This is a genomic window from Kitasatospora sp. NPDC086009, from assembly GCF_044540385.1.
GTDB lineage: Bacteria > Actinomycetota > Actinomycetes > Streptomycetales > Streptomycetaceae > Kitasatospora.
This window is the reverse complement of sequence record NZ_JBITSA010000008.1, coordinates 282,252-304,211: the sequence shown is the minus strand read 5'-3', so window position 1 is coordinate 304,211 and position 21,960 is coordinate 282,252. Positions and strand designations below refer to the sequence as shown.

At 76.5% G+C, this 21,960-nt stretch carries 13 protein-coding genes; 3 read left to right on the top strand and 10 right to left on the bottom strand.

The features are described 5' to 3' along the window. Positions 1-399 precede the first annotated feature (399 nt). The 10 genes from ACIF6L_RS21685 to ACIF6L_RS21640 all read right to left on the bottom strand — a co-directional run bounded on the left by ACIF6L_RS21685 (position 400) and on the right by ACIF6L_RS21640 (position 14,882). Positions 400-2,706: a lantibiotic dehydratase gene (locus tag ACIF6L_RS21685; RefSeq protein WP_396486571.1), complete on the bottom strand. Its 2,307-nt coding sequence runs from the start codon at positions 2,704-2,706 to the stop codon at positions 400-402. 11 nt (positions 2,707-2,717) lie between these two features. Beyond that, positions 2,718-2,978, bottom strand: coding sequence for a phosphopantetheine-binding protein (locus tag ACIF6L_RS21680; protein WP_329486317.1), 261 nt, complete (start codon positions 2,976-2,978; stop codon positions 2,718-2,720). A gap of 57 nt (positions 2,979-3,035) precedes the next feature. Further along, complete coding sequence (locus ACIF6L_RS21675; RefSeq protein ID WP_359803969.1) at positions 3,036-4,013, bottom strand: pyridoxal-phosphate dependent enzyme; 978 nt, start codon at positions 4,011-4,013, stop codon at positions 3,036-3,038. After that, positions 4,010-5,536: an amino acid adenylation domain-containing protein gene (locus ACIF6L_RS21670; protein ID WP_396486570.1), complete on the bottom strand. Its 1,527-nt coding sequence runs from the start codon at positions 5,534-5,536 to the stop codon at positions 4,010-4,012. The genes ACIF6L_RS21675 and ACIF6L_RS21670 overlap by 4 nt, the downstream gene beginning before the upstream one ends. Next, positions 5,533-7,869, bottom strand: coding sequence for a lantibiotic dehydratase (locus tag ACIF6L_RS21665; protein ID WP_396486569.1), 2,337 nt, complete (start codon positions 7,867-7,869; stop codon positions 5,533-5,535). Before ACIF6L_RS21665 ends, ACIF6L_RS21670 begins: the two co-directional genes overlap by 4 nt. 59 nt (positions 7,870-7,928) lie before the next feature. Further along, a complete protein-coding gene (locus tag ACIF6L_RS21660) occupies positions 7,929-8,876 on the bottom strand; it encodes an ornithine carbamoyltransferase (RefSeq protein WP_329486311.1) in 948 nt (315 codons plus the stop codon). A 53-nt stretch (positions 8,877-8,929) separates the two neighbouring features. Further along, on the bottom strand, positions 8,930-10,198 hold the full coding sequence (ectB, locus tag ACIF6L_RS21655) for a diaminobutyrate--2-oxoglutarate transaminase (protein ID WP_396486568.1): 1,269 nt from the start codon (positions 10,196-10,198) through the stop codon (positions 8,930-8,932). 34 nt (positions 10,199-10,232) lie between these two features. Next, the gene (locus tag ACIF6L_RS21650) at positions 10,233-13,436 is read right to left on the bottom strand and encodes an amino acid adenylation domain-containing protein (RefSeq protein ID WP_396486567.1); all 3,204 of its coding nucleotides are present in this window, start codon (positions 13,434-13,436) and stop codon (positions 10,233-10,235) included. A gap of 181 nt (positions 13,437-13,617) precedes the next feature. Next, positions 13,618-14,262, bottom strand: coding sequence for a response regulator transcription factor (locus tag ACIF6L_RS21645; RefSeq protein WP_359803974.1), 645 nt, complete (start codon positions 14,260-14,262; stop codon positions 13,618-13,620). Then, positions 14,259-14,882, bottom strand: a complete 624-nt coding sequence (locus ACIF6L_RS21640) for a response regulator transcription factor (protein ID WP_329486306.1) — start codon at positions 14,880-14,882, stop codon at positions 14,259-14,261. Before ACIF6L_RS21640 ends, ACIF6L_RS21645 begins: the two co-directional genes overlap by 4 nt. A 536-nt stretch (positions 14,883-15,418) precedes the next feature. Between ACIF6L_RS21640 and ACIF6L_RS21635 the strand changes: the two genes are divergently transcribed. From ACIF6L_RS21635 to ACIF6L_RS21625, 3 genes are all read left to right on the top strand, one after another. Next, a complete protein-coding gene (locus ACIF6L_RS21635; RefSeq protein ID WP_396486566.1) occupies positions 15,419-18,565 on the top strand; it encodes a type 2 lanthipeptide synthetase LanM family protein in 3,147 nt (1,048 codons plus the stop codon). A gap of 132 nt (positions 18,566-18,697) precedes the next feature. Beyond that, entirely contained in the window at positions 18,698-18,901 is a 204-nt protein-coding gene (locus ACIF6L_RS21630; protein WP_329486304.1) for a hypothetical protein, read from the top strand. 72 nt (positions 18,902-18,973) lie between these two features. Further along, positions 18,974-21,880, top strand: coding sequence for an AAA family ATPase (locus tag ACIF6L_RS21625; protein ID WP_396486565.1), 2,907 nt, complete (start codon positions 18,974-18,976; stop codon positions 21,878-21,880). The last annotated feature ends 80 nt before the right edge of the window (positions 21,881-21,960 follow it).

Below are 21,960 nucleotides of genomic sequence, written 5' to 3'. Positions count from 1 at the left end.
TCGCGGTTTCGCCTGTCCGGGCCGGGCCCGGACGGCCTCCACCCGTCGGCGCGGGGCGGGGTGGGCCGCGCCGCCGCGGTCGCTCCACCGGGGTGAGGTCCCGCCCCCGGCGCCCCGTCCCGGGCGCCCCGTCCCCGGCGCCCCGTCCCCGGCACCCCGCCCCCGGCGCCCCGTCCCCGGCGCCCCGGGAGCCGGCCCTCGGGCGCCGGCTCTCGGGGCGCCGGGCCGGGTACACCCCGCCGCCGCCGGCGGCCCGCCCCCGGCCCCGCCCCGGTTCCCGACAGCCTGCGTGGGACGGCCGCGGGCGGCGCCCCGCGTCGGCCGGACACACCACCGACCCGGGCCGGGCTCCTCCAGGAGCCCGGCCCGGGTCGGTGGTGCTCGGGTGGTGCGGGTCGGTCAGTCGGTCACCGCGACGAGGCGCAGTTCGGAGGTGTAGCGGCGGCCCTGGTCGTCGGTGAGCCAGGCCTGCTCCGGCGTGGGGAACATCTCGGTGACGGTGAGCCGGGCGTCCGGATCCTTGCGGGCCAGCCGGCGGGCGGCCTTGGCGAGGATGTTGACGTAGACCGGGCTGTCGAAGTCGACGAAGAACGGCCGCGGTTCGGTGGGGGAGACCACGAAGACGAAGCGGGGCAGCTCGTTCGCGTCCTGCCAGTGCCGGGCCCGGACGAACCGGCGCGGCTCGGTCTTCTCGTCCGCGAAGTCCAGCGTGGAGCCGATGAACCGCCAGGTCTCCCGGGCCACCACCATCTTGTCGATGGTGATCCGGGGGGAGTGGTCGGCCTCCGGCAGCAGCCGGAAGCGGTCCATCACCAGGGTGGTCAGCACGTGCGAGAAGACCTCGATCGCCGGGAACACGGCGCCGTCCGGCAGCACCACGGTCAGCCGGCCGTCCCGCTGCTCCACCACGGCGTCGGCGCTCGGGGCCGTGCGGTCGCGGTGCGGGTCGGCCGTGTTGTCGAGCAGGGCGACCTGGTAGTCCTGCGGGCGGACCAGCGCGTGCCGGATCCGGGCGGAGAGCCGGGCCTTGTGCTCCTTCGGCAGCAGCGGCATCAGCCGCGGCGCCGGGTGGTCGCGGTCGGTCCGGTCGAACAGCTCCCGGCGGTCCGGGTGCTGGTTGACGAACAGCTCGTTGCCGAGCGTGTTCGAGGCCAGGTGCAGCTCGCCGAGGGCGAGTTCGAACTCGCCGCGGTCGATCGCCGCGGTGTCCTCCGCCGCGATCATCATGTCCGGGCTGATGTACCGGGCGGCGGTCCAGCCCGCGGCGGTGGCCGGCCCGAAGGCCTCCGCCACCCGGTCGGCGAGGTCGGCGAGGTCGGCGCCCGCGACGTTGACCCGGCGCACGCCCTCCGTGGACGGCAGGATCCGCTGCCAGCGGCGTTCGAACTCGGCCTGCAGGTCGGCGGCGTCGGCCCCCGCCGCGCCGTGCAGCACGGGCATGCAGGCGAACCAGAAGGTGGCGAGGTCCACCGGGCGGTCGGCGTCGGTCTCGGCGCGCAGCTTCCCGTACACCGCGGCGACCCGCTCCGACACCCGGGCGGCCAGCGCGGCGGCGAGCCAGGCGGCGCCGTCCATCAGCAGTTCGAGCGGGGCGAGCGCCTCCAGCACCCGGCTGCCGAGCGTCACGTGGGCCGCACGCCGGCAGTCCTGGTAGACCACCGCGCGACCGGGCGCCGTGGTGCCGCTCTTCTCGCGCTTGGCGGCCGCGTCGGTCACCCGCTGGAAGGTCTGCTCGACCTCGGTGAGGGCGGCCACCAGGCGCTCGGGGTCGTCGGCCGCGGCCCGGACGGCCTCGCCGGCGCGCTCCAGCTCGTCGAGCCGGGCGAGCGCCTCGGCGCGCACGGCGGGTTCGCCGATCCGCTCCAGGGCGGTCCGGAGCCGGCGGTCCGGCCGGATGTCGGCGGGGAGGTCGAGCTGCCAGGTGATCCAGCGCCGCCGGACCAGCTCGTCGAGGAGCGCGGGGACGTCGGTCCCCGGGCCGGTCTCCTGCTGGATGGCGTGGGCGGTGCGGGTGCCGTCGCAGAGCCGCAGCACCCGCAGCGTCTCCGGCTCCACCGGGCGCGGCGGGCGGCCGGGGACGCGTACCGCGTCCTCCTCCAGCCGGACGAAGGGCACCCGGCGGGGCGCCGTCCAGACGCGTACCGCCGGGTCGGCGCCGATCTCGCGGGCCAGCGCGTCCATCGACCAGCTGGACCAGAAGACCTCCGAGGAGGCGATCAGCCCGGTGCCCGGGTCCATGGTGATGCCGGGCCGGTCGGGGTCGAAGGCGCCCCAGCCGACCGGGCCGAAGAAGCCGATGGTGTCGTTCTTGACGCAGAACCGCTGCCAGTAGTGGGCGACCAGCTCCTCGCGCTGGCGCTGCTTGAAGGTCCGGCCCTCGGTCGCGGGCGACCAGTTGAGGAACGGCCGGATCGCCGAGTCCAGCACCCCGCGGTTCTGCCAGGCGACCGCCGCGCGGAACGGCCCGGAGGCGGCGATCTCCTGCGCGTTCTCCGCCGCCCGGGCGGCGGACTGCGTGAACTCCTCCTCGAAGGCCTGCCAGGCGGCCCCGGAGAGCTTGTCCCGGGCCCCGAACTTGTCCGCGGCCGCCGCCAGGCCCTCCGGCGCCAGCCGGAGCACCCCATCGGCCGGGAACCCCGGGCCGCGCACCGCGACCTGGTCCCACAGCCGCCACCGGCCGCTCAGGGAGACGGATTCCTCGTGCATGCCGGTGCCCCCTAGGCCGAGGCGGGAGCGAGGGACAGGTCGTCGACGACGACCTCCGCGAGCTCCGCGGGGGACGGGTAGGTGAAGACCAGGGCGACGGCGATCTCGGCGCCGACCAGCTCCTGGAGCCGGTCGACGATCTGGAAGGCGGCGAGCGAGTCGCCGCCGGCCTCGAAGAAGTCGCTGTCGGTGTCCAGGCTGTCGTCGCCGAGCGTCTCGCGGTAGAAGCCGGCGATCTGCCCGGCGAGTTCGGCGGTGTCGATGGTGGTCATGGTGGGTCCTTCCGAAAGGGGTGGGGTGTACGGGGAACGAGAGGGGGCGCAGGGCGCTCAGCGCGCCGCGGCGGCGGCCAGCACGGCGGCGGAGTTGCCGCCGGAGACGACGACCGCGGTGCGGCCCGCCGCGCCGGGCCGCAGGGCGCCGGAGCCCAGCGCGCCGGCCAGCGCGGCGGCGCCGCTGGGTTCGGCGGCGATGCCGGCGCGGTGCAGCAGGTCCATGGCGCGCAGCACCGCCGCGTCGTCGACGCCGATCAGGTCGTCGACCCGCCGCCGGACGATCGGGAAGGTCAGCTCACCGGGCCGCTGGCCGCGCAGCCCGTCCGCGACGGTGTCGCTGGGCGGCAGCTCGACCGGTTCGCCGGCGGCCATCGAGCGGGCGTAGCGGCGGGCCCGTTCGGGCTCCACGCCGATGACGCGCACCGGCCTCGGCAGCCGGGCGGCCGCCAGCAGGACGCCGGCCAGCAGGCCGCCGCCGCCGACCGGGACGAAGATCGCGTCGAGGTCGGGGGCGTCCCGGAACACCTCCAGGCCGACGGTGCCCTGACCGGCGATCACGAGTCCGTGGTCGGAGGAGGGCACCAGCGCGGCGCCGGTGCGGGCGGCGAGGTCCCTGGCGTGGCGGTCGCGTTCGGCGACCCCGCCGGGCACCCGCAGGACCCGGCCGCCGAGCGCCCGGATCGCCCGCTCCTTGGCCTCGGCGGCGCCGGCGGCCATCACCACGGTGACCCGGACGCCGAGCATCCGGCCCAGGGTGGCCACCGCGATGCCGTGGTTGCCGGAGGAGCCGGCGACCACCTCGTCGGCGCCGAGCGCGAGCATCGCGTTGGCCGCGCCGCGCAGCTTGAACGACCCGCTGTGCTGCAGGTGTTCGGCCTTGACGAGCAGGCCGGGCAGGGTGTCGTGGCGCAGCAGCGGGGTGTGCCGCACGTGCGGGGCGATCCGCTCGGCGGCGGCCAGGACGTCGGCCGGCCCTGGCAGGCCGGTGTCGGTGGCGAGACCGGTCAGCGGGCGGGTGTCGGCGGCCGTCACGCGACGGCCTCCGGCACGGGCGCGCGCAGGGCGCGGCGGTCGGTCTTGCCGCTGTGCGTCACGGGCAGCCGCTCCAGCCGGGTGAAGCGCCGGGGCATCATGTGCGGCGGCAGGGTGAGCGCGAGGTGGGCGCGCAGCCGGGCGTCGGGGGTGGCGGCGAGCGGGCCGGTGACGTGGGCGTCGAGCCAGGTCCGGCCCCGGTCGTCGGTCTCGGCGGTCACCACGGCGCCGGTGACGTCGGGGTGGGTGAGCAGGGCGCCCTCGATCTCGGCCGGGTCGACCCGGTGGCCGCGGATCTTGAGCTGGCGGTCCGCGCGGCCGAGGTAGTCGAGGGTGCCGTCGGGGCCGCGCCGGGCGAGGTCGCCGGTCCGGTACAGCCGGGTGCCGGGCGGGCCGTGCGGGTCGGGCGGGAAGCGGTCGGCCGTCAGGCCGGGCAGTCCGCCGTAGCCCCGGGCCACCCCGGCGCCGCCGATGTGCACCTCTCCGACCTGGCCGGCCGGGACTTCGCGGCCCCGCGGGTCGAGCAGCCGTACGACGGTGCCCTCGATCGGGGTGCCGACGGTGTCGGTGGCGGTGTCCGGGTCGGCCGGCACCTCGTAGCGGGTGGAGGTCATGGTGCACTCGGTGGGCCCGTACTGGTTGACCAGCCGGCCGCCGACCAGGGCGCGGCCGCCGGCGGCGAGGAACGGGCGCAGCGACTCGCCGCTGGAGCAGAGCAGGCGCAGGGAGCGCAGCCGTTCGGCGGCGCGCGGGTGCTGGGAGAGGAAGGTCAGGAAGGACGGGGTGGTGCTGAGGACGGTGTCGACGCCGTACTCGGCGACGGTGTCGGCGAAGGCCTCGGCGCGCAGCAGGCGCGAGCGGTCGACGAGGACGACGCAGCCGCCGGCGGTCAGCGGGGCGAAGGTGTCCCGGATCGAGGCGTCGTAGCCGGGCGGGGCGAGTTGGAGGGTGACGGTGCCGGGGCCGAGGTGGTTGTCGCGGGCGACGGCACGCAGATAGGTGTCGAGGCCGTGGTGCTCGATCAGCACCGGGTTGGGCGCTCCGGTCGAGCCGGAGGTGTGGCTGACGTACGCGAGCGAACGCGGGTGCGGGGCGGGGAACGCGGGCGCGGCCGGCGGGGCGGCGGGCAGCCGGTCGAGCAGCAGGGCGGGCGCGCCGACGAGCGGGCCGAGCCGGTCGGCCAGGGCCGCGGTGGTGAGCAGGTGCGCCGCCGCGCCGCCGGCGGCGAGCGCGGCGAGCCGCCCGTCGGGCAGTTCGGTGTCCAGGGTGAGGAACGCCCCGCCGGTGCGGACGACCGCGGCGATCGCCACCACGGCGTCGGCGCCGGGTGGCAGCGCCACCGCGCAGACCCGTTCCGGCCCGAGGCCGTGGGCGGCCAGGTGGGCGGCCAGCCGGTCGATCCGCTCGGCGAGTTCGCCGTAGCCGACCGGTCCGCCGGGGGTCAGCAGGGCGGGGGCCTGCGGTGCGCGGTCGGCGTGCGCCCGGATGGCGTCGACGAAGGTGGCCCCGGCGGGGGTGCTCATGCCGGCTCCTCCGTCCCGGTGGTCCGGTCGACGGCGACGAGGCGCAGTTCGGAGGTGTAGCGCTGCCCCTGGTCGTCGGTGAGCCAGGCCTGTTCGGGCGTGGGGAGCATCTCGCTGACGGTCAGGCGGGCGTCCGGGTCCTTGCGGGCGAGCCGGCGGGCGGCCTTGGCGAGGATGGTGACGTAGACCGGGCTGTCGAAGTCGACGAAGAACGGCCGGGGCTCGGTGGGGGAGACCACGAAGACGAAGCGGGGCAGCTCGTGGGCGTCCCGCCATTGCCGGGCCCGGACGAACCGCCGGGCTTCGGTCTTCTCGTCCGCGAAGTCCAGGGCGGCTCCGGCGAAGCGCCAGGTCTCCCGGGCGACCACGGTGGAGTCGATGGTGATCCGCGGCGAGTGGTCGCCGTCCGAGCGCAGGGTGAAGCGGTCCATCACGCGGTTGGTGAGCGCGTGGCAGAAGACGTCGAGCAGTTCGAACTCGGAGCCGTCGGGCAGCACGGCGGCCAGCCGGTCGTCGCGCTCCTCCACCAGGACGTCGCCGGAGCGCACGGTGCGCGGGCGGTGCGGGTCGGAGGTGTGGTCGGTGAGGGCGACGTAGTGGTCCTGCGGCCGTCCCAGCGCCTGCCGGCTGCGGGCGGACCACTTGAGCGGCAGCTCCTTGGGCAGCATCGGGAGCAGGCGCGGGCCGGGGAAGTCGCGGCTGGTCTCGTCGATCAGCTGCTCGCGGTCCGGGTGCTGGTGGACGAAGAGGGACTGCCCGAGGGTGTTCATCGCGACGTGCAGCTCGCCGATCACGAGCTCGAACTCGCCGCGCCCGACGGCGTCGAGGTCCTCGGCGATGATCATCAGGTCGGGGCTGATGTACCGGCTGAGCGACCAGCCCCGGCCGCCCTCCGGGAACGCCTCGTGGACCTGCTCGGCGATGTCCGCGGCGGCGAGGTGGACCCGCCGGGCGCCGGCCGGTGCGTCGATGATCCGCCGCCAGCGCTCGCGCAGGTCGGCCTGGATCCGGTCGATGTCGGCGATCGACTCCGGGTGCGGTGCGGGCAGGCAGGCGAACCAGAGCGAGCCGAGGTCGACCGGGCCGCCGCCGCCGCGCTCGCGCAGGGCGCGGTAGGCGGTGCGGATGCGCTCGCCGACCGCCTCCGCGTACCGGTTGGTCATCCAGCGGGCGGCGGTCATGCACAGCTCCAGCGGGGCGAGCTGTTCCAGGACGGCGGTGCCCACGGTGGCGGTGGCGGAGCGGCGGGTGTCGGAGTAGACCAGGGCGCGGTTGGGCGCCGTCCGGGCGCCCTTCTCGCGGACCGCCGCGACCTCGGTGATCTCGGCGAAGGCGCCCTCCAGCGCGGCGAGGGCGGCGGTCAGCTCCTCGGGGTCGGTGCCGGCCCGCTGCACCCGGTCGCGGCCCTCTTCGAGGACCGCCAGCCGGGCCAGCGCGGGTTCGCGCACCTCGGCGTCGCCGATGCGGTCGAGCATGGCCCGCAGTTCCCGCTCCGGGTAGGTGCCGGCCGGGACGTCGAGCTTCCACAGCACCAGCCGACGGGCGACCAGCCACTCCAGCGCGGCGGTGACCTCCGCGGCGGGCAGCGGCCGGCCGAGCTCCCGGCCGGCCAGTTCGGCGATCCCGGCCGGGGTCCGGCGGCCGTCGCAGAGCCGGAAGACGGCGAGCGCGGCCTCGGAGACCGGCAGCGGCGGGCGGCCGGGCACCAGCACGGTGCCCTCGGCGGCCCGGACGAACGGCACCGGGCGCGGCGGCGTCCAGTCGCGGACCCGGGGGTCCCGGTCGATCGCCTTGGCCAGCGCGTCCATCGACCAACTGGAGAAGTACACCTGGGAGTCGGCGACCAGGCCGGTGCCGGGGTGGACCTCGACGCCGCGCCGGTCGGTGTCGAAGGTGCCCCAGCCGACCGGGCCGAAGAAGCCGATGGTGTCGTTCTTGACGCAGAACCGCTGCCAGTAGTGGGCGACCAGTTCCTCGCGCTGGCGCGGCATGCTGGTGCGGCCCTCGGCGGACGGCGTCCAGTCGAGGAACGACTTGATGCCGGTGCCCAGCACCGCCCGGTTCTGCCAGGCCACCGCGGCCCGGAACGGTCCCGAGGCGGCGATCTCCTGGAGGTCCCGCGCGGTCTGCACGGCGGCCGCGGTGAAGGCCTCCTCGAAGGCCTCCCAGTCGGCCTTCGCCGGTACCTCGCCGGGGGTGAACTTGTCGGCGGCCGTGGCCAGGCCCTCCGGCGCCAGCCGGAGCACCCCGGCGGCGGGGAAGCCCGGCCCGCGGAGTGCGAAGTGCGGCCACAGGCGCCACCCACCGCCGGGCATTCGTATGGTGTCGGACATTGCTGAGCTACCTCCCTGGGAAACGTGCGCCGGGTCGTCCGCCGGTGGCCGACCGGCCGTCAGGCCTGTTCGGCCGGGATGCCGCCGAGGCACCACTCCAGGACCGCGCGGGCGCTGTGGTACTTGTTCTCGGCCTGCTGGAACGCGATGCTCGCGGGTCCGTCCAGCACGTCGCCGGTCACCTCGTCGCCGCGGTGCGCCGGCAGGTCGTGCATGAAGACGGCGCCGGGGCAGGCCGCGAGCACGGAGGAGTCGACCCGGAACGGCTCGAAGTCGCGCCGCCAGTCGGGGTCGGCCTTGGCCGTGCCGGTGGTCTGCCAGCGCGTGGTGTAGACGACGTCGGCCTCCGGCAGGTCGGCCATGTCGTGCCGCTCCTCGACCAGGGCGCCGGCCTCCTTGGCGAGGGTGCGGGCGCGGTCGAGGTAGGCCGGGTCGAGCCCGTAGCCGGCCGGGGTCCGCAGGTGCAGCTCGGCGCCGGGGAAGCGGGCGAGCGCGAGGGCGAGCGCCGAGGCGGTGTTGTTGCCCTCCCCGGCGTAGAGCACCCGCAGTCCCTCGATCCGCCCGAAGTGGCCGAGCATGGTGGTGAGGTCGGTGAGCGCCTGGGTGGGGTGCTCGGCGGCGCTCATCGCGTTGACTACGGACATCCGCTGCTGGGCGGCGTAGGCGCGGAGTTCCTCGGTGCTGCCGGCGGTGCGCGCCACCAGCACGTCGAGCATCCGGGAGAGCACCTCGGCGGTGTCCTCGGTGGTCTCGCCGGTGTTCTCCTGGAGGTCGTCGGGACCGTAGGTGATCAGCCGGGCGCCGAGCCGCAGCGCGCCGGCGGAGAACGCCGTGCGGGTGCGGGTGGAGGTCTTGCGGAACAGCACGCCGACGACGGCGTCGGAGAGCGGCCGGGCGCTCTCGCACTCGCCGGCGGCGTACTGGGCGCCGCGGTACGCGATCCAGCGCAGCTCGCGGTCGGAGAGGTCGTCCAGGGAGACCAGGTGGCGGCGGGGCGGTCGGGGCATCGGGGGTTCCTCCTCGGGTGACTCGGTGACTCGGTGACTCGGGTGGCGGACCGTCAGTTGGCGCGCAGGGCGTCGTGCAGGACGCCGAGGCCCTCGTCCAGCAGCTCGGGCGCGATGGTCAGCGGGGGCATCACCTTGAGGACCTCGTCGTGCCGGCCGCAGCGCTCGATGATCAGGCCGTGGTCGAAGGCGTACCGCTGGACGCGCTCGGCGCGGTCGGCGCCGCCCGCCGGGGCGGTGTCGATGCCGAGCACCATGCCCCGGCCGCGCAGCACCAGCTCCGGGTCCAGCGCGGCGAGCTCCGTCCGGAACCGGTCGAGCCGGGCCGAGTTCCGCTCCAGTCCGGTCAGGAAGGCGTCCTGCTGCCAGAACTCGCAGGCGGCGGTGGCCGCGACGAAGGCCAGCTGGTTGCCGCGGAAGGTGCCGGTGTGCTCGCCGGGCTGCCAGAGGTCCAGCTCGCGGCGGAACAGCGTGAGCGAGAGCGGCAGCCCGTAGCCGCTGAGCGACTTGGAGACGGTGACGATGTCCGGCACGATCCCGGCGTCCTCGAAGCCGAAGAAGGTGCCGGTGCGGCCGCAGCCGGACTGGATCTCGTCGAGGATCAGCAGCACGCCGTACTGCTCGGTGACGCCGCGCAGGCGGCGCAGCCACTCCCGGCTCGCCGGGTAGACGCCGCCCTCCATCTGCACCGGCTCGACGACGACCGCCGCCGGCGGCTCGGTGCCCGAGGACGGGTCGGCCCAGAGCCGCTCGATCAGGTCGATCGAGTCGAACGGGCCGAGCGGGCCGTCCTCGAAGGGCACGAAGGTGACGTCGCCGCCGGTCACCGCGCCGGCCCGGCGGGCGCGGCGGCTGCCGGTGACCTCCAGCGAGCCGCGCGACATGCCGTGGTAGGCGCCGGTGAAGGCGGTCAGCCCGGTGCGGCCGGTGGCCCGGCGGGCCAGCTTGAGGGCCGCCTCCACCGCGTCGGTGCCGGTCGGGCCGGTGAACTGCACCTTGAAGTCGAGCCCGCGCGGCCGCAGGACGATCTCGTTGAAGCGGGTGAGGAACTCGCGCTTCGCGACGGTGTGCATGTCCAGGCCGTGCATCACGCCGTCGGCGGCGAGGTAGTCCAGGACGCGCTGCTTGACCGCGTCGTCGTTGTGCCCGTAGTTGAGGCTGCCGGCGCCGCAGAAGAAGTCGATGAAGGCCCGGCCGTCGTCGGTGTGCAGCAGCGCGCCCTTGGCGCGCTCGAACACCACGGGGAAGGTGCGGCAGTACGACCGCACCTCGGATTCGAGCTTCTCGAAGACGGAGGTGTCGGTGGTGGTGGCGGTGGTCATGGGGGTTCCTTGGGGCGAGGAGGGCAAGGAGGGGTCAGCGGCCCGCGGTCGCGCGGTCCCCGCGCGGGCGGGCGGTCAGCCGGGGCAGCGGGCCGTCCGCGGCCGTCCGCGGGTAGCCGTCCAGGGCCGCGGCGAGGGCGGCGACGGTGGGGTGGTCGAAGAGCGCCCGCACCGGCACGTCCACCCCGAGGGCGGCGCGCAGCCGTACGGCCACCCGGGTGGCGAGCAGCGAGTGCCCGCCGAGCCGGAAGAAGTCGTCGTGGGCGCCGATCCCGGTGCTGCCGAGGACCTCCTCCCAGACCGCGGCGACGGCCCGCTCCCGCGGGGTGCGCGGGGCGGCGGAGGCGGCGGCGGCCGTGCGGGGCTCCGGCACCGGCAGCGCATGCCGGTCGACCTTGCCGCTGACCGCGGTCGGGATGGCGTCCAGCAGCACGAACGCGGCCGGGACGAGGTGGTGCGGCAGCGAGTCGAGCAGGGCGGCGCGCAGCTCCTCGCCGGTGGGCGGCCGTTCGGCGTCCTCCGCGACCAGGTAGGCGGTGAGCTGGCGGCCGCCGGAGCCGTCCGGGGTCGGGTGGACGACGGCGGAGCGCACGCCGTCCAGGGCGAGCAGCGCGGCCTCGATCTCGCCCGGCTCGATCCGGTGGCCGCGGATCTTCACCTGGTGGTCGCTGCGGCCGAGGATCTCCAGCGAGCCGTCCGGACGCAGCCGGCCGAGGTCGCCGGTGGTGTAGAGCCGGCCGCCGGGGACGGTGGCGTGCGGGTCGGGGAGGAAGGCGCCGGCGGTCTGGCCGGGCCGCCCGCGGTAGCCCCAGGCGAGGCCGTCGCCGCCGATGCAGACCTGCCCGGTGCCGCCCTCGGCCACCGGCTCCAGCCGGTCGTCGAGCACCCGGACGCTGGTGTTGTCCACCGCGGCCCAGGTCAGCACCTGTCCGTCGGCGCCGTGGCGGGCCACGCTGGTCCAGATGGTGGCCTCGGTCGGCCCGTAGAGGTCCCACACCGGGGCGCCGCCGGCGGCGAGCGTCGCCGCCAGCTCGGTGTGCAGCTTCTCGCCGCCGGAGAGCACGGTGAGGCCGGGAGCGGGCAGCCAGCCGGTGTCGGTCAGCATCCGCAGCATCGAGGGGGTGGCCTGGACGACGTGCGGGCGGGCCTCGCCGATCAGGCGGATCAGCCGCTCGGGGTCGCGGGCCTGCTCGGTGTCGGCGAGCACCAGCCGGGCGCCGGTGAGCAGCGGCAGGCAGAGCTCCAGCATCGAGGGGTCGAAGGAGGCGGTGGTCAGTCCGAGGACGGTGGCGTGCGGCGGCAGCTCCAGCCGGGCGGCCATCGACCGGAGGAAGTTGGTCAGCGCCCGGTGCGGGATCTGCACGCCCTTGGGCATGCCGGTCGAGCCGGAGGTGTGGAAGACGTAGGCGAGGTCGTCCTGGCCGGTGGTCCGGTCGAGCCGGTCCGGCCGGGTCACCGGGCCGGTCTGCGGGCCGTCGCCGTCGAGCAGCAGGGTGGTCGCGGCGGTGTCCGCCACCCGGCCGGCCAGCGCGCCGGTGGTGACCACCACGGCCGCCCCGGTGTCCTCGACCAGGTAGCCGATCCGCTTCACCGGGTGCATCGGGTCGAGCGGGACGTAGACGCCGTCCGCCTTGAGGACGGCGAGCAGCGCGGTGAGCAGGCCGGTGCCGCGCTCCAGCAGGACGCCGACCCGGACGCCGCGGGCGACGCCGAGGCCGCGCAGCCGGTGCGCCAGGCGGTCGGCCCGGGCGTCGAGTCCGGCGTAGCTCAGCTCGCCGTCCGTGGAGCGGACGGCGATGGCGTCCGGGGTGCTGCGGGCCTGCCGTTCGAAGAGGTCGGTGACGGTGGGGGAGGGCACCTCGCGGGCGGCGCCGAGGCCGAGCGCGAGCCGGCGGCGGCGCTCGCCGGAGGGCAGCGGCGCCAGCCGGGCGGTGGCGAGGGCCAGCGGTTCGTCCGGGGCGGCGAGCACCTCGCGCAGCAGCCCGACGTAGTCCTCGGTGAGGCGGGCCGCCGTCTCGGGGGCGAACAGCGCGGTGGCGTACTGCAGGCGCAGGCCCAGGCTGCCGTCGGGGCGGCCGAGCAGGTCCAGCGCCAGGTCGAACGGCGTCCCGGCGACGGGGGTGGGCACCAGCTCGACGTCCAGGCCGGGCAGCGCGGGCGGTTCGGCCTGGGAGTCGAGGGTCAGGAAGGAGACCTGGAAGAGCGGGTTGCGGCTGAGGTCGCGGTCCGGGGCCAGCTCGGTGACGACGCGTTCGAACGGCGTCTCGGCGTGCGAGAGGTCGGCGAGGGAGCCGCTGCGGACCCGGTCCACCAGCTCGCCGAAGCTGGGCCGGCCCGACAGGTCGGCGCGCAGCACCACGGTGTTGACGAACGGGCCGATGAGGTCCCGGGTGGCGGCCTGGCCCCGGCCGGCGACCGGGGTGCCGACGGCGAAGTCGCTCTGCCCGCTGTACCGGCCCAGCTGGGCCTGGAAGGCGGCCAGCAGCACCATGAACCGGGTGGCGCGCCGGGACCGGGCCAGCCGGTCGGCGCGTGCCACCAGCTCGGCGGGGAGGGTGAACCGGGCCACCGCGGCGGCGCCGTCCCACTCGGCGGGCCGGGCGCGGTCGGTGGGCAGCTCCAGGGGCGGCAGCCCGGCCAGCCGGGAGCCCCAGTAGCCGAGCTGCCGGGCGAGCCGGGGTCCGGTGGTGCGCTCGTGCTGGCGGGCCGCGAAGTCGGCGTACTGGAGCGGGAGGTCCGGCAGGCCGTCGGGGCCGCCGGTGGTCGCCGCGCGGTAGGCGGCCGCCAGCTCGCGGGTGAAGACGTTCCAGGAGGAGAAGTCGAAGGCGATGTGGTGCACCACGACGACCAGCAGGTGGTCGTCGGCCGCGAGCCGGGCCAGGGTGGCCCGCAGCGGCGGCGCGGTGGTCAGCTCGATCGGCCGGTGCAGCACCAGGTCGAGGACGGCGGTGATGCCGGCTTCGCCGGGGGCGGGCGCCTCGACGGTCTCCAGCGGGACCTCGACGGCGGGCGCCACCCGGGCCACCGGCTCGCCGTCGGCGGCCGCGTACCGGGTGCGCAGCACCTCGTGCCGGGCGACCACGGCGGTCAGGGCGGCGGCGAGGGCGGCGGCGTCGACGCCGCCGCGCAGGCGCAGGGCCAGCGGCAGCAGATGATCCGCCGTACCGGGCCGCAGCTGGTCGAGGAACCACAGCCGTTGCTGCGAGAACGATGTCGTCCGGACGTCACCGCGGTCCACCGGCTCACCTCCAAGGGATAGTCAGAACGTCGCGCGCCCCGGGTGGTCGGGGCACAACCGGAGCTTGCCGGTCGGGTGCGGCGGGGGAGTAGGGAAGGAGCGGCAGCGCGGGGCGCCGCTTTTGCTGCGTCAATGTCTCTGTTCGGCGGCTCCGGCCGCGGCGGGCCGGGGCGCCGCCGGGTCAGATCAGCCCGGTGCGGACGGCGTGGGCCACCGCGTGGGCCCGGTTGCGGACCTGGAGCCGGGCCATCAGGTCGTAGATGACGTTCTTCACGGTGTGCTCGGAGCAGGAGAGTTCGCGGGCGATGGCCGCGTTCCCGTGGCCCTCGGCGACCAGGCCGAGCACGGCGGTCTGCCGGGCCGTCAGCGGGGATTCGGGGGCGGGCCGGCGTGGGGCGGGCGCGCCGTCCTCCGCCGGGCCGAGCAGGCCGACCAGGACGCCGTAGGGCATCCGGCCCTCGCCGTGCCGGGCGCAGCGGACGGCGGTGAGCAGGCGTTCCGGGGTGGCCTCGGCGGACTGCAGCATGGCCACTGCCCCGGCCCGGACGGCCCGCCGGACCCCGTCGGCCGTGAAGGTGTCGGCGACCAGCAGCAGCGGGCGGCCGTCGGGCTCCGGCCAGCCGTCCAGCGCGGCGCCGGGCGTCGGCCCGGCGGCCACCCGGACGGTGGCCCCGGAGTGGCCGGCCGCGAGTTCGATGCCGGCCCGGCGCAGGTTGGCGGCCACCTTCTCGCGGGCCGGCCCGCCCGCCGGGCCGAGGTGGACGCGCAGGGCGGTGGCGGGCCGCCGCTCGGTCTCGGGCCTGGTGGCGAGGGCGAGGGCGCTCACAGCAGACCCGCCCGCAGGGCGTAGGCCACCGCGTGGGCGCGGTTGCGCAGCCGGAACCGCTGGGTGATGTCGCGGACCACGGTGGTGACGGTCCGTGCGGAGTAGCAGAGCGCCCGGGCGATCTCGTCGGTCTCGTGGCCGTCGGCCACCAGCCGCAGGACGGCGCGCTCCCGTTCGTCCAGGCCCCAGCCGGGGCCGTGGCCGCGGGCGCCGGGGTGCGGGTCGAGGTCGGTGCCGTGGTCGAGGAGCCCGTCGATCAGGTCGGGCGGCACCGTGCAGTCGCCGCCGGCCACGGTGAGCACCGTCCGGGCCAGCCGGTCGGCGTTGACCTCGCGCCGGCGCAGCAGGCCGCGGGCCCCGGCGTTGATGGCGTCCGCGGCCTCGGCCGGGGACAGGTCGGCGGCGATCACGACGACGGCGGGCCGGTGCGGTCCGGTGCGCGTCGCGGTCACCAGGTCGAGCTCCTGACGGTCCACCCGGTCGACCAGGACGACGGCGACGTCGGCCTTCTCCTCGGGCTGGACCAGGGCGATGTCCGGGTTGCCGGACAGCGCGCTGACGGCGCCGGCTTCCAGCACCGGGTCCAGGGCTACGACACAAAGCGGCAGGGGGTTGCCCATGTGCACTCCTCGGTCAGCGGGGTGAGCCTCTCGGCGAGGAGTCTTCGCTTCCGGTGCGCCGCGCCGCATGGGGCGCGATCACCCGCATTCCCCGCCGCGGGGGGCGCCGGGGCCGGTCCGGACGGCCCCCGTCGCGCGGACGGCGCCGGGCGCCCCGTCCGGATCCGCCGGGGAATCGTCCCGGTCCGTCCGGTACGGGGCGGCGGGCCCGAAGGGTGGGGGCGGCCCGCTGCCGCCCACCGGGGGCGGCGCGCCCGTGCGACCGCGGACCCCCGCCCCCGGCCGCCCCCGCCGCCGCCCCGCCGCGACCGGGTGCGGCGGGTGGCGCCGCGGGTGGCCGCGGGACCGCTCCGCCGCAGCTCCGCGCGGTCCCGGCGGCCCCCGGGGCCGACCCGGCGCCCGCCCCCGCGACCCGTCCGACCACCCGGGCGCGCAAAGCTGGGGCACGTCGGGTACGGCGTCTGGGTAGTCCGCGGCGAAATCTACGGGTGGTGCTCCCCTGTACGGAGGGTCGCGCCGCTGGAAGGGTGGCGGACGTGACCACAACCGACACCGCTTCCCGGGCCTCAGGGCCGGCGCCCTCCTGGTGGGCGCCGGCCGCGACGCTGCGCGAACGGCTGTCGGCCCCGCACCCGCCGGTGGCGCCGGCGGCGGGCCCGACGGCCGGGGCACGCACCCGCTCGGCGGTCGAGCAGGCCTGCGAGGCCGCCCGGCTGGCCCGGCTGGGCGTCGACCCGGGGCTGGCCGCGGCGCTCGCCGCCGAGGCGCCGGAGCGCCTGGCCGGCCGGCTGGCCAAGCCGTCGTGGGCGGTCTTCGCGGAGCGGGCCGTGGCCGGCGCGCCGGAGCACCCCGGGGGCGTGCCGCTCGAAGCGGGCGAGGGGGCGACGGTGTTCGCACCGCTGCTGCGCCCGCTGGTGGCGGCCGCCACCGCCGAGCTGACCGCGCGGGCGCTGGCGGGCGGCGCCGAGCCGGCCGACCTGGCGGTGTTCGCCCCGGCGTACTCGCGCTGGCTGGCCGAGCGCCTCGCCGGCGAGGCGGCCCGGACACTGGTCGTGGAGCTCGCCGCCGCCCGGGACGCGGGCGGCCTGGCCGGCGCCACCGGCGCGGACCGGTTCGCCGACTTCGCGGCCCGCACCGGCACCCGGGCCGGACTGGCCCGGCTGTTCACCCGCTACCCGGTGCTCGCCCGGCTGATGGCCCGGACGTCCCGTCACACCGCCCGCTCCGGCGCGGAGCTGCTGACCCGGCTCGCCGCCGACCGGCCGGCGCTCACCGCGGGGCTGTTCGACGGCCGGGACCAGGGCCCCCTGGCCGCCGTCGAGCTGGGCCGCGGGGACCTCCACCAGCAGGGCCGGTCGGTAACGGTGCTGCGGTTCGCCGCCGGCGCCACCGCGGTCTACAAGCCCCGGCCGATCGGCCAGCACGCGCTCCTGGACGCCATGACGGACTGGCTGGACGCCAAGGTGCCGGGCCTGGCGCCGCGCACCCCGCGCTGGGTCGGCGGGGACGGCTACGGCTGGCTGGAGTTCATCGAGCACCGGCCCTGCCGCTCGCTGGTCGAGATCGACCGGTTCCACCGCCGCCAGGGCGCCCTGCTCGCCCTCGCCTACACCCTCGAAGGGGTGGACCTGCACTGCGAGAACCTCCTCGCGCACGGCGACCAGCCGGTGCTCGTCGACGTGGAGACGCTGCTGCACCCCGTCCTCGGCGAGGGGAGCACCACCCTGCCGGACCCGGCGGCCGCGGCCCACGCCGCCTCGGTGCACCGCACCTGCCTGCTGCCCCAGCTGCTGGTCGGTGAGCTGGGCGCGGTCGACGTCTCCGCCCTCGGCGCCGCGCCGGGCGGGGAGTTCCCCAACACCCGGATGGTCTGGGAGGACACCGGCACCGACGAGATGCGCCTGGTGCGCCGCGGGGCGCCGTTCACCGGTGCCAAGAACCGGCCGTACGGCGTCGTGCCGGGAGCCGGCAGCGCGGACCGGCTCTCCGCGACGCTGGCCGGGTTCCGCGCCGGGTACGACGCCGTCGTCCGGCACCGGGCCGAACTCGCCGACCCGGCCGGGCTGCTGGCCACCGGGGCGGCGGCCGTCGGCCGCCTCGTGGTCCGCCCGACGATGCTCTACGCCACCCTGCTGGCCGAGGCGACCCACCCGCAGCTGCTGGGCGACGGGCTCGACCGCGACGCCCTGTTCGCGGTGCTCTGGGCCGAATCACAGGGCGACCCGGCCCGGCAGGCCCTGATCGAGCACGAGATCGCCGACCTGTGGGACGGCGACGTCCCGGTCTTCTTCCACCGGCCCGGCGAGCCCGCGGTGTTCGCCTCGGACGGGAGCCCGGTGCCCGGCGTCCTGGACACCTCCGGCCTCGCCACCGCGCGGGCGAAGCTCGACGGCATGAACACCGTCGACCGCCACGACCAGGAATGGATCATTTCGGCCACGCTGGCTTCCGTCGGGCCGGACGCCACCGGCCCCCGGCACCGGACGGGTGGGCGCACCCGCCCCTCGCCCGCCGCCGTCCCGGAGCCGTCCGCGCTGCTCGCCGCCGCCTCCGGGATCGCCGACGAGATCGCCGGCCGCTCCGTGAGCGGCCACGGGCGGGTCAACTGGATCGGCCTGGAGGCCGTCGACGAGCACTGGACGGTGCTGCCGATGGGCGCCGGGCTGGCCCAGGGCTACTGCGGGGTGGCGCTGTTCCTGGCCCAGCTCGGCGCGCTGACCGGCTCCGCCCGCCACACCGGTCTGGCCCGGGCGGCGGTCGCCCCGCTGCCCGACCTCGTCGCCGCGACCGCCGGCGACCCGGAGCTGAGCCTGGCGGTGGGCCCGGGCGGCTTCGAGGGCCTGGGCGGCCTCTGCTACTCCCTCGCCCGGCTGGCCGGCCTGGTCGACGAGGGCCTCGCCGACTGCCTGCCGGCCGCTCTGGACGCGCTGGCCGTGGCGGCGCTCGACGAGGAGGCCCGGCCCGGCGTCTCGGCGGGCCTGGCCGGGGCGCTCGCGGCCCTGCACGCGGTGCACCGCGAGCGCGGGCTGGAGCGGGCCGCCGAGCTCGCGGACCGGATCGCCGAGCGGCTGCTCGGCCTGCCGCCGCCCGGTCCGCTCGGCGCCGCGGCGCCGGACCGGGTCGGCTTCGCCTTCGGGGAGGCCGGGATCGGCTGGGCGCTCACCCGGCACGCCCGGTTCACCGGCGGCCCGCGCGGCGCGCGGTTCGCCGCCGCCGGCCGGGCCCGGCTGACCACCGCCCTGGCGGCGGACCGGCTCACCGGCGGCTGGTGCTCCGGGACGGCCGGCACCGTGCTGGCGGCGGCCGACGCGGGCCTGTGCGCCGAGCAGCCCGACAGCCCGCTGCGGGACGCCGTGCACCGGCTCACCGGACAGCCGCCGGTGGCGGACCTCAGCCTCTGCCACGGAGAGCTGGGCACCGCGGAGGCGCTGGCGGCGCTCGCCGAGCGCGGCCACCGCGGCGCGCGCAACAGCCTGACCGGCCGGGCCGGAACGGTCCTCGGACAGCTCCACGACTGGGGACCCCGCTGCGGGACCCCCGGACAGGTGCCGACGCCGGGGCTGCTCACCGGGCTCTCCGGGATCGGCTACGCGCTGCTCCGGCTGGGCTTCGCCGACACCGTGCCCTCCGTCCTGCTGCTGGACGCGGCCCCCGGCCCCCCACCGGCCCCTCCGACCATCTGAAGAGAACCGAAGAGAACCGAAGAGAACCAAACAGGACCGAATAGCACAAGACCACCTGAAACGAAAACAAAACAGCAGAGAACAGCGCCACTTATCACCACGCACCGCTTCCCGAATGGAAAGGAAAGCCCCATGTCCCACTCCCTGTACAACGGTGCTGTCCGCAGCGAGGCCACGAACCAGGCCGCGACCACCCCGGACCCGGCCGGCGAGATCCGCCTGGTCCGCCGGAACGGTGCCTGCGCCCGGACCCGGGCCCTGGCCGGAATGAGCCTCGGCAGCGGCGTGGTCGTGGGCCTCGGCTCCATCACCACCACTGTCTCGGTGCCGTTCTGACCTGCACTCACGTAGGGCCGATCCGAACATGAACACGACGCTCCGCGGGGAGAGCGACTACTATCCGGGGCTATGCGTGTGCGGGCAGCCCATCTCATCGGCCGTGATGCCGAAGTCGCCGGACTCGGCGAATCACTGCGGGATCTCCGCCGCTCGCGCGGCTGTACCACATTCCTGGTCGGCGAGGGCGGAATCGGTAAGTCGCGACTGGTCGCCGAGCTGATCGGCGAGGCGGTCGACGCAGGAGTCCGCGTCCTGCGGGGCCGGAGCAGCACCATCGGACCGATGGTGCCGCTCCGGCCGCTCACCGAGGCGCTGATGCCGCTCTCACGCGGCGGGGAGACGCCGGACGAAGCGAGCCTCGGCCCCTACCGCCCGGTGCTCGGCCGGCTCATCCCGGACTGGAGCACCGGCACCCCGGACCAGGGATCGACCGTGGTGCTCGCCGAGGCCGTCCTGCGGCTGCTCGCCTCCGCGGGCCGCGACCAGGGCTGCCTGCTGGTCCTGGAGGACCTGCACGACGCCGACACCGAGACGCTGGCCGTCGTCGAGTACCTCGTCGACAACCTCGAACAGCAGCCGGTCATGCTGGTGGCGACCGTCCGGTCGGAACCGGGCGAGGCACTCCTGCTCGCCGAGTCGGCCGGGCGCCGCCGCAGCGGAACGGTCTTCCGGCTGGCGCCGCTGGACGACGACGAGGTGAACCGCCTGATCGCCTCCTGCCTGGACACCGAGCCGGGCCTGGTGCCCGCCGAAGTGCTGACGCAGATCCGGGAGGACAGCGCCGGCATCCCGTTCCTGGTCGAGGAACTCCTCCAGGGCGCCGTCACCGGCGGCGCGCTGGTCCGCGAGAACACCGCCTGGCGGGTGGCCGGGAACCTGCGCCGCAACGTGCCGAGGGCGCTCCTCGAAGGCGCCATCCACCGCATCGACGAACTCGGCCCGCAGGGGCAGACCCTGCTCTCCGCCGCCGCCGTGCTCGGCCGGCGCTTCCCCCTGTCGGTGCTCCAGCTGATGACCGGCGCCGACGACCGCAGCCTGCTCAGCCACCTGCACGCCGGTGTCACCGCCCGGCTGGTCGCGGCCGACGAGCCCGCCCCCGACTGGTACGCCTTCCAGCACCCGCTGACCGCCGAGGCACTGCTCGCCCAGCTCACCCCGACCGCCCGGGCCGCCCTGTCCCACCAGGCCGCCGACGCGATCGAGGCCCTCCACCCCGACCTCCAGGGCGACTGGTGCCCGCTGGCCGCGACCCTGCGCGCCGACGCCGGCGACCCCGTCCGGGCCGGCCGGCTGTTCACCGAGGCCGGCCGCCGGGCCCTCGCCAACGGCACGGTCGGCTCCGCGGTCACCCTGCTCGACCGGGCCGAGACCCTGCTGGCCGGGGGCACCGACTCGGCCGCCCGCGCCGAGGCCCTGGAGGCCCTGCTGCCCGCCCTCGCCGAGACCGGCGAGCTGACCCGCGCGCTCAGCCTCGCGAGCAGCCTGCGGGAGCTGGTCGGCGCCGGTCTGGGCGCGCCCCGGCTGGCGGCCCTGCACACCCGGCTGGCACAGGTGGCCTACATGGCGGGCCGCTGGGCCGACGGCAACAACCAGATCGAGCGGGCCCGCGCCCTGCTCGGACCGGACCCGGACGAGGCGCACACCGCGCTGACCGACGTGGTGGAGGCCTACCTGTGCCTCGACACCCCCGGCCAGGACCGCACCCAGCGGGCCGAACGGCTGGCCCGCGCCGCGATCGACACCGCCGAGAGGCACGACCAGCCGCTGGTCGCCTGCCAGGCCTGGGAGCTGCTGGGCGTCGTCGCCCGCGAGCGCGACCCGGCCGAGGCGGTCACCTACCTGGAACGGGCCATGAACACCGCCGAGCGGCACAGCCTGCCGCTCCAGCGGATGTACGCGCTCACCCGGCTCGGCGGCAGCCGCTGGCTGGCCGACGGCGGCACCGCCACCCTGGACGAGGCCCGGACCGAGGCCCGCCGCCTGGGCGCCGTCACCGTCGTCTACACCCTCGACGGCATCCTCGCCCTGCACGACGTGCTCTGCGGCCGGTTCGCCGAGGCCCGGGTGCTGGGCGACGAGGCGCTGACCATGGCGGCCCGGCTGCGGCTGACCCCGGTCGCCCGCTACCTGCTGATGACCCGCTCCGTCCTGGCGGCCCATCAGGGCGACCGGGCCGCCATGGAGGAGTCGCTCACCGAGTTCGGCCGCTGGGGCGGCAGCGGCTCGCCCGAGGAGCCGCTCGCCCTCGGGCTGGCCCGGGTGTTCTGCGCCCTCCTGGAGGAGGACCGGGACCGGGCCGCCCGGGACATGGCCGGCCTCCAGGCCCTGGAGGCCGAGAACCCGAGCACCTTCCACCTCGGCGGCCGGCACGGCCTCGGGCTGCTGCTCGACCTGCTGGACGGCCGCCTCGACCGCGGCCGCCTCGACCGGGTGGCCGCCAGCTCGGCCGGCCGGATGCGGTGGAACCGGCACTTCGTCCTGCTCGCCGACGCCGTGCTGCTCGGCCGCGAGGGCGATCCCGAGGCGGCCGGCCGGGCCGCCCAGCTCGCCCAGGAGGTCGGTGCGCCCTACCCCACCGCCCGCCACCTCGGACAGCGGCTGATCGCCGAGGAGGCGCACGCCCTGGGCTGGGGCGACCCGGAGGGATGGCTCCGGGAGGCCGAGCACCACTTCCGGGAGACCTCCGCCACCGCTGTCGTCGGCGCCTGCCGGACGCTGCTCCGGGCCATCGGCGCGCCCGTCCGCCAGCACCGCACCGGCAGCAACCGGATCCCGGCGCAGCTGCGGCTCAAGGGCATGACGGTCCGTGAGTACGAGATCTTCCAGCTGCTGGCCGACCGGCTCAGCAACAAGGACATCGCCGCCCGGCTCTACATCTCGCCGCGCACCGTCGAGAAGCACGTCGCCAGCCTGATCGCCAAGACCGGGCTGCCGAACCGGTCCGAGCTCTGCGCGCTGGCGGCGCAGCAGTCCTGAGGGCGGGCGGGGCCGGCGGGGGCGCGGGCGGGGTCCGCGGGGCGCGGTCGGGGCCCGGCGCCCGGCGCGCAAGTGGTCGG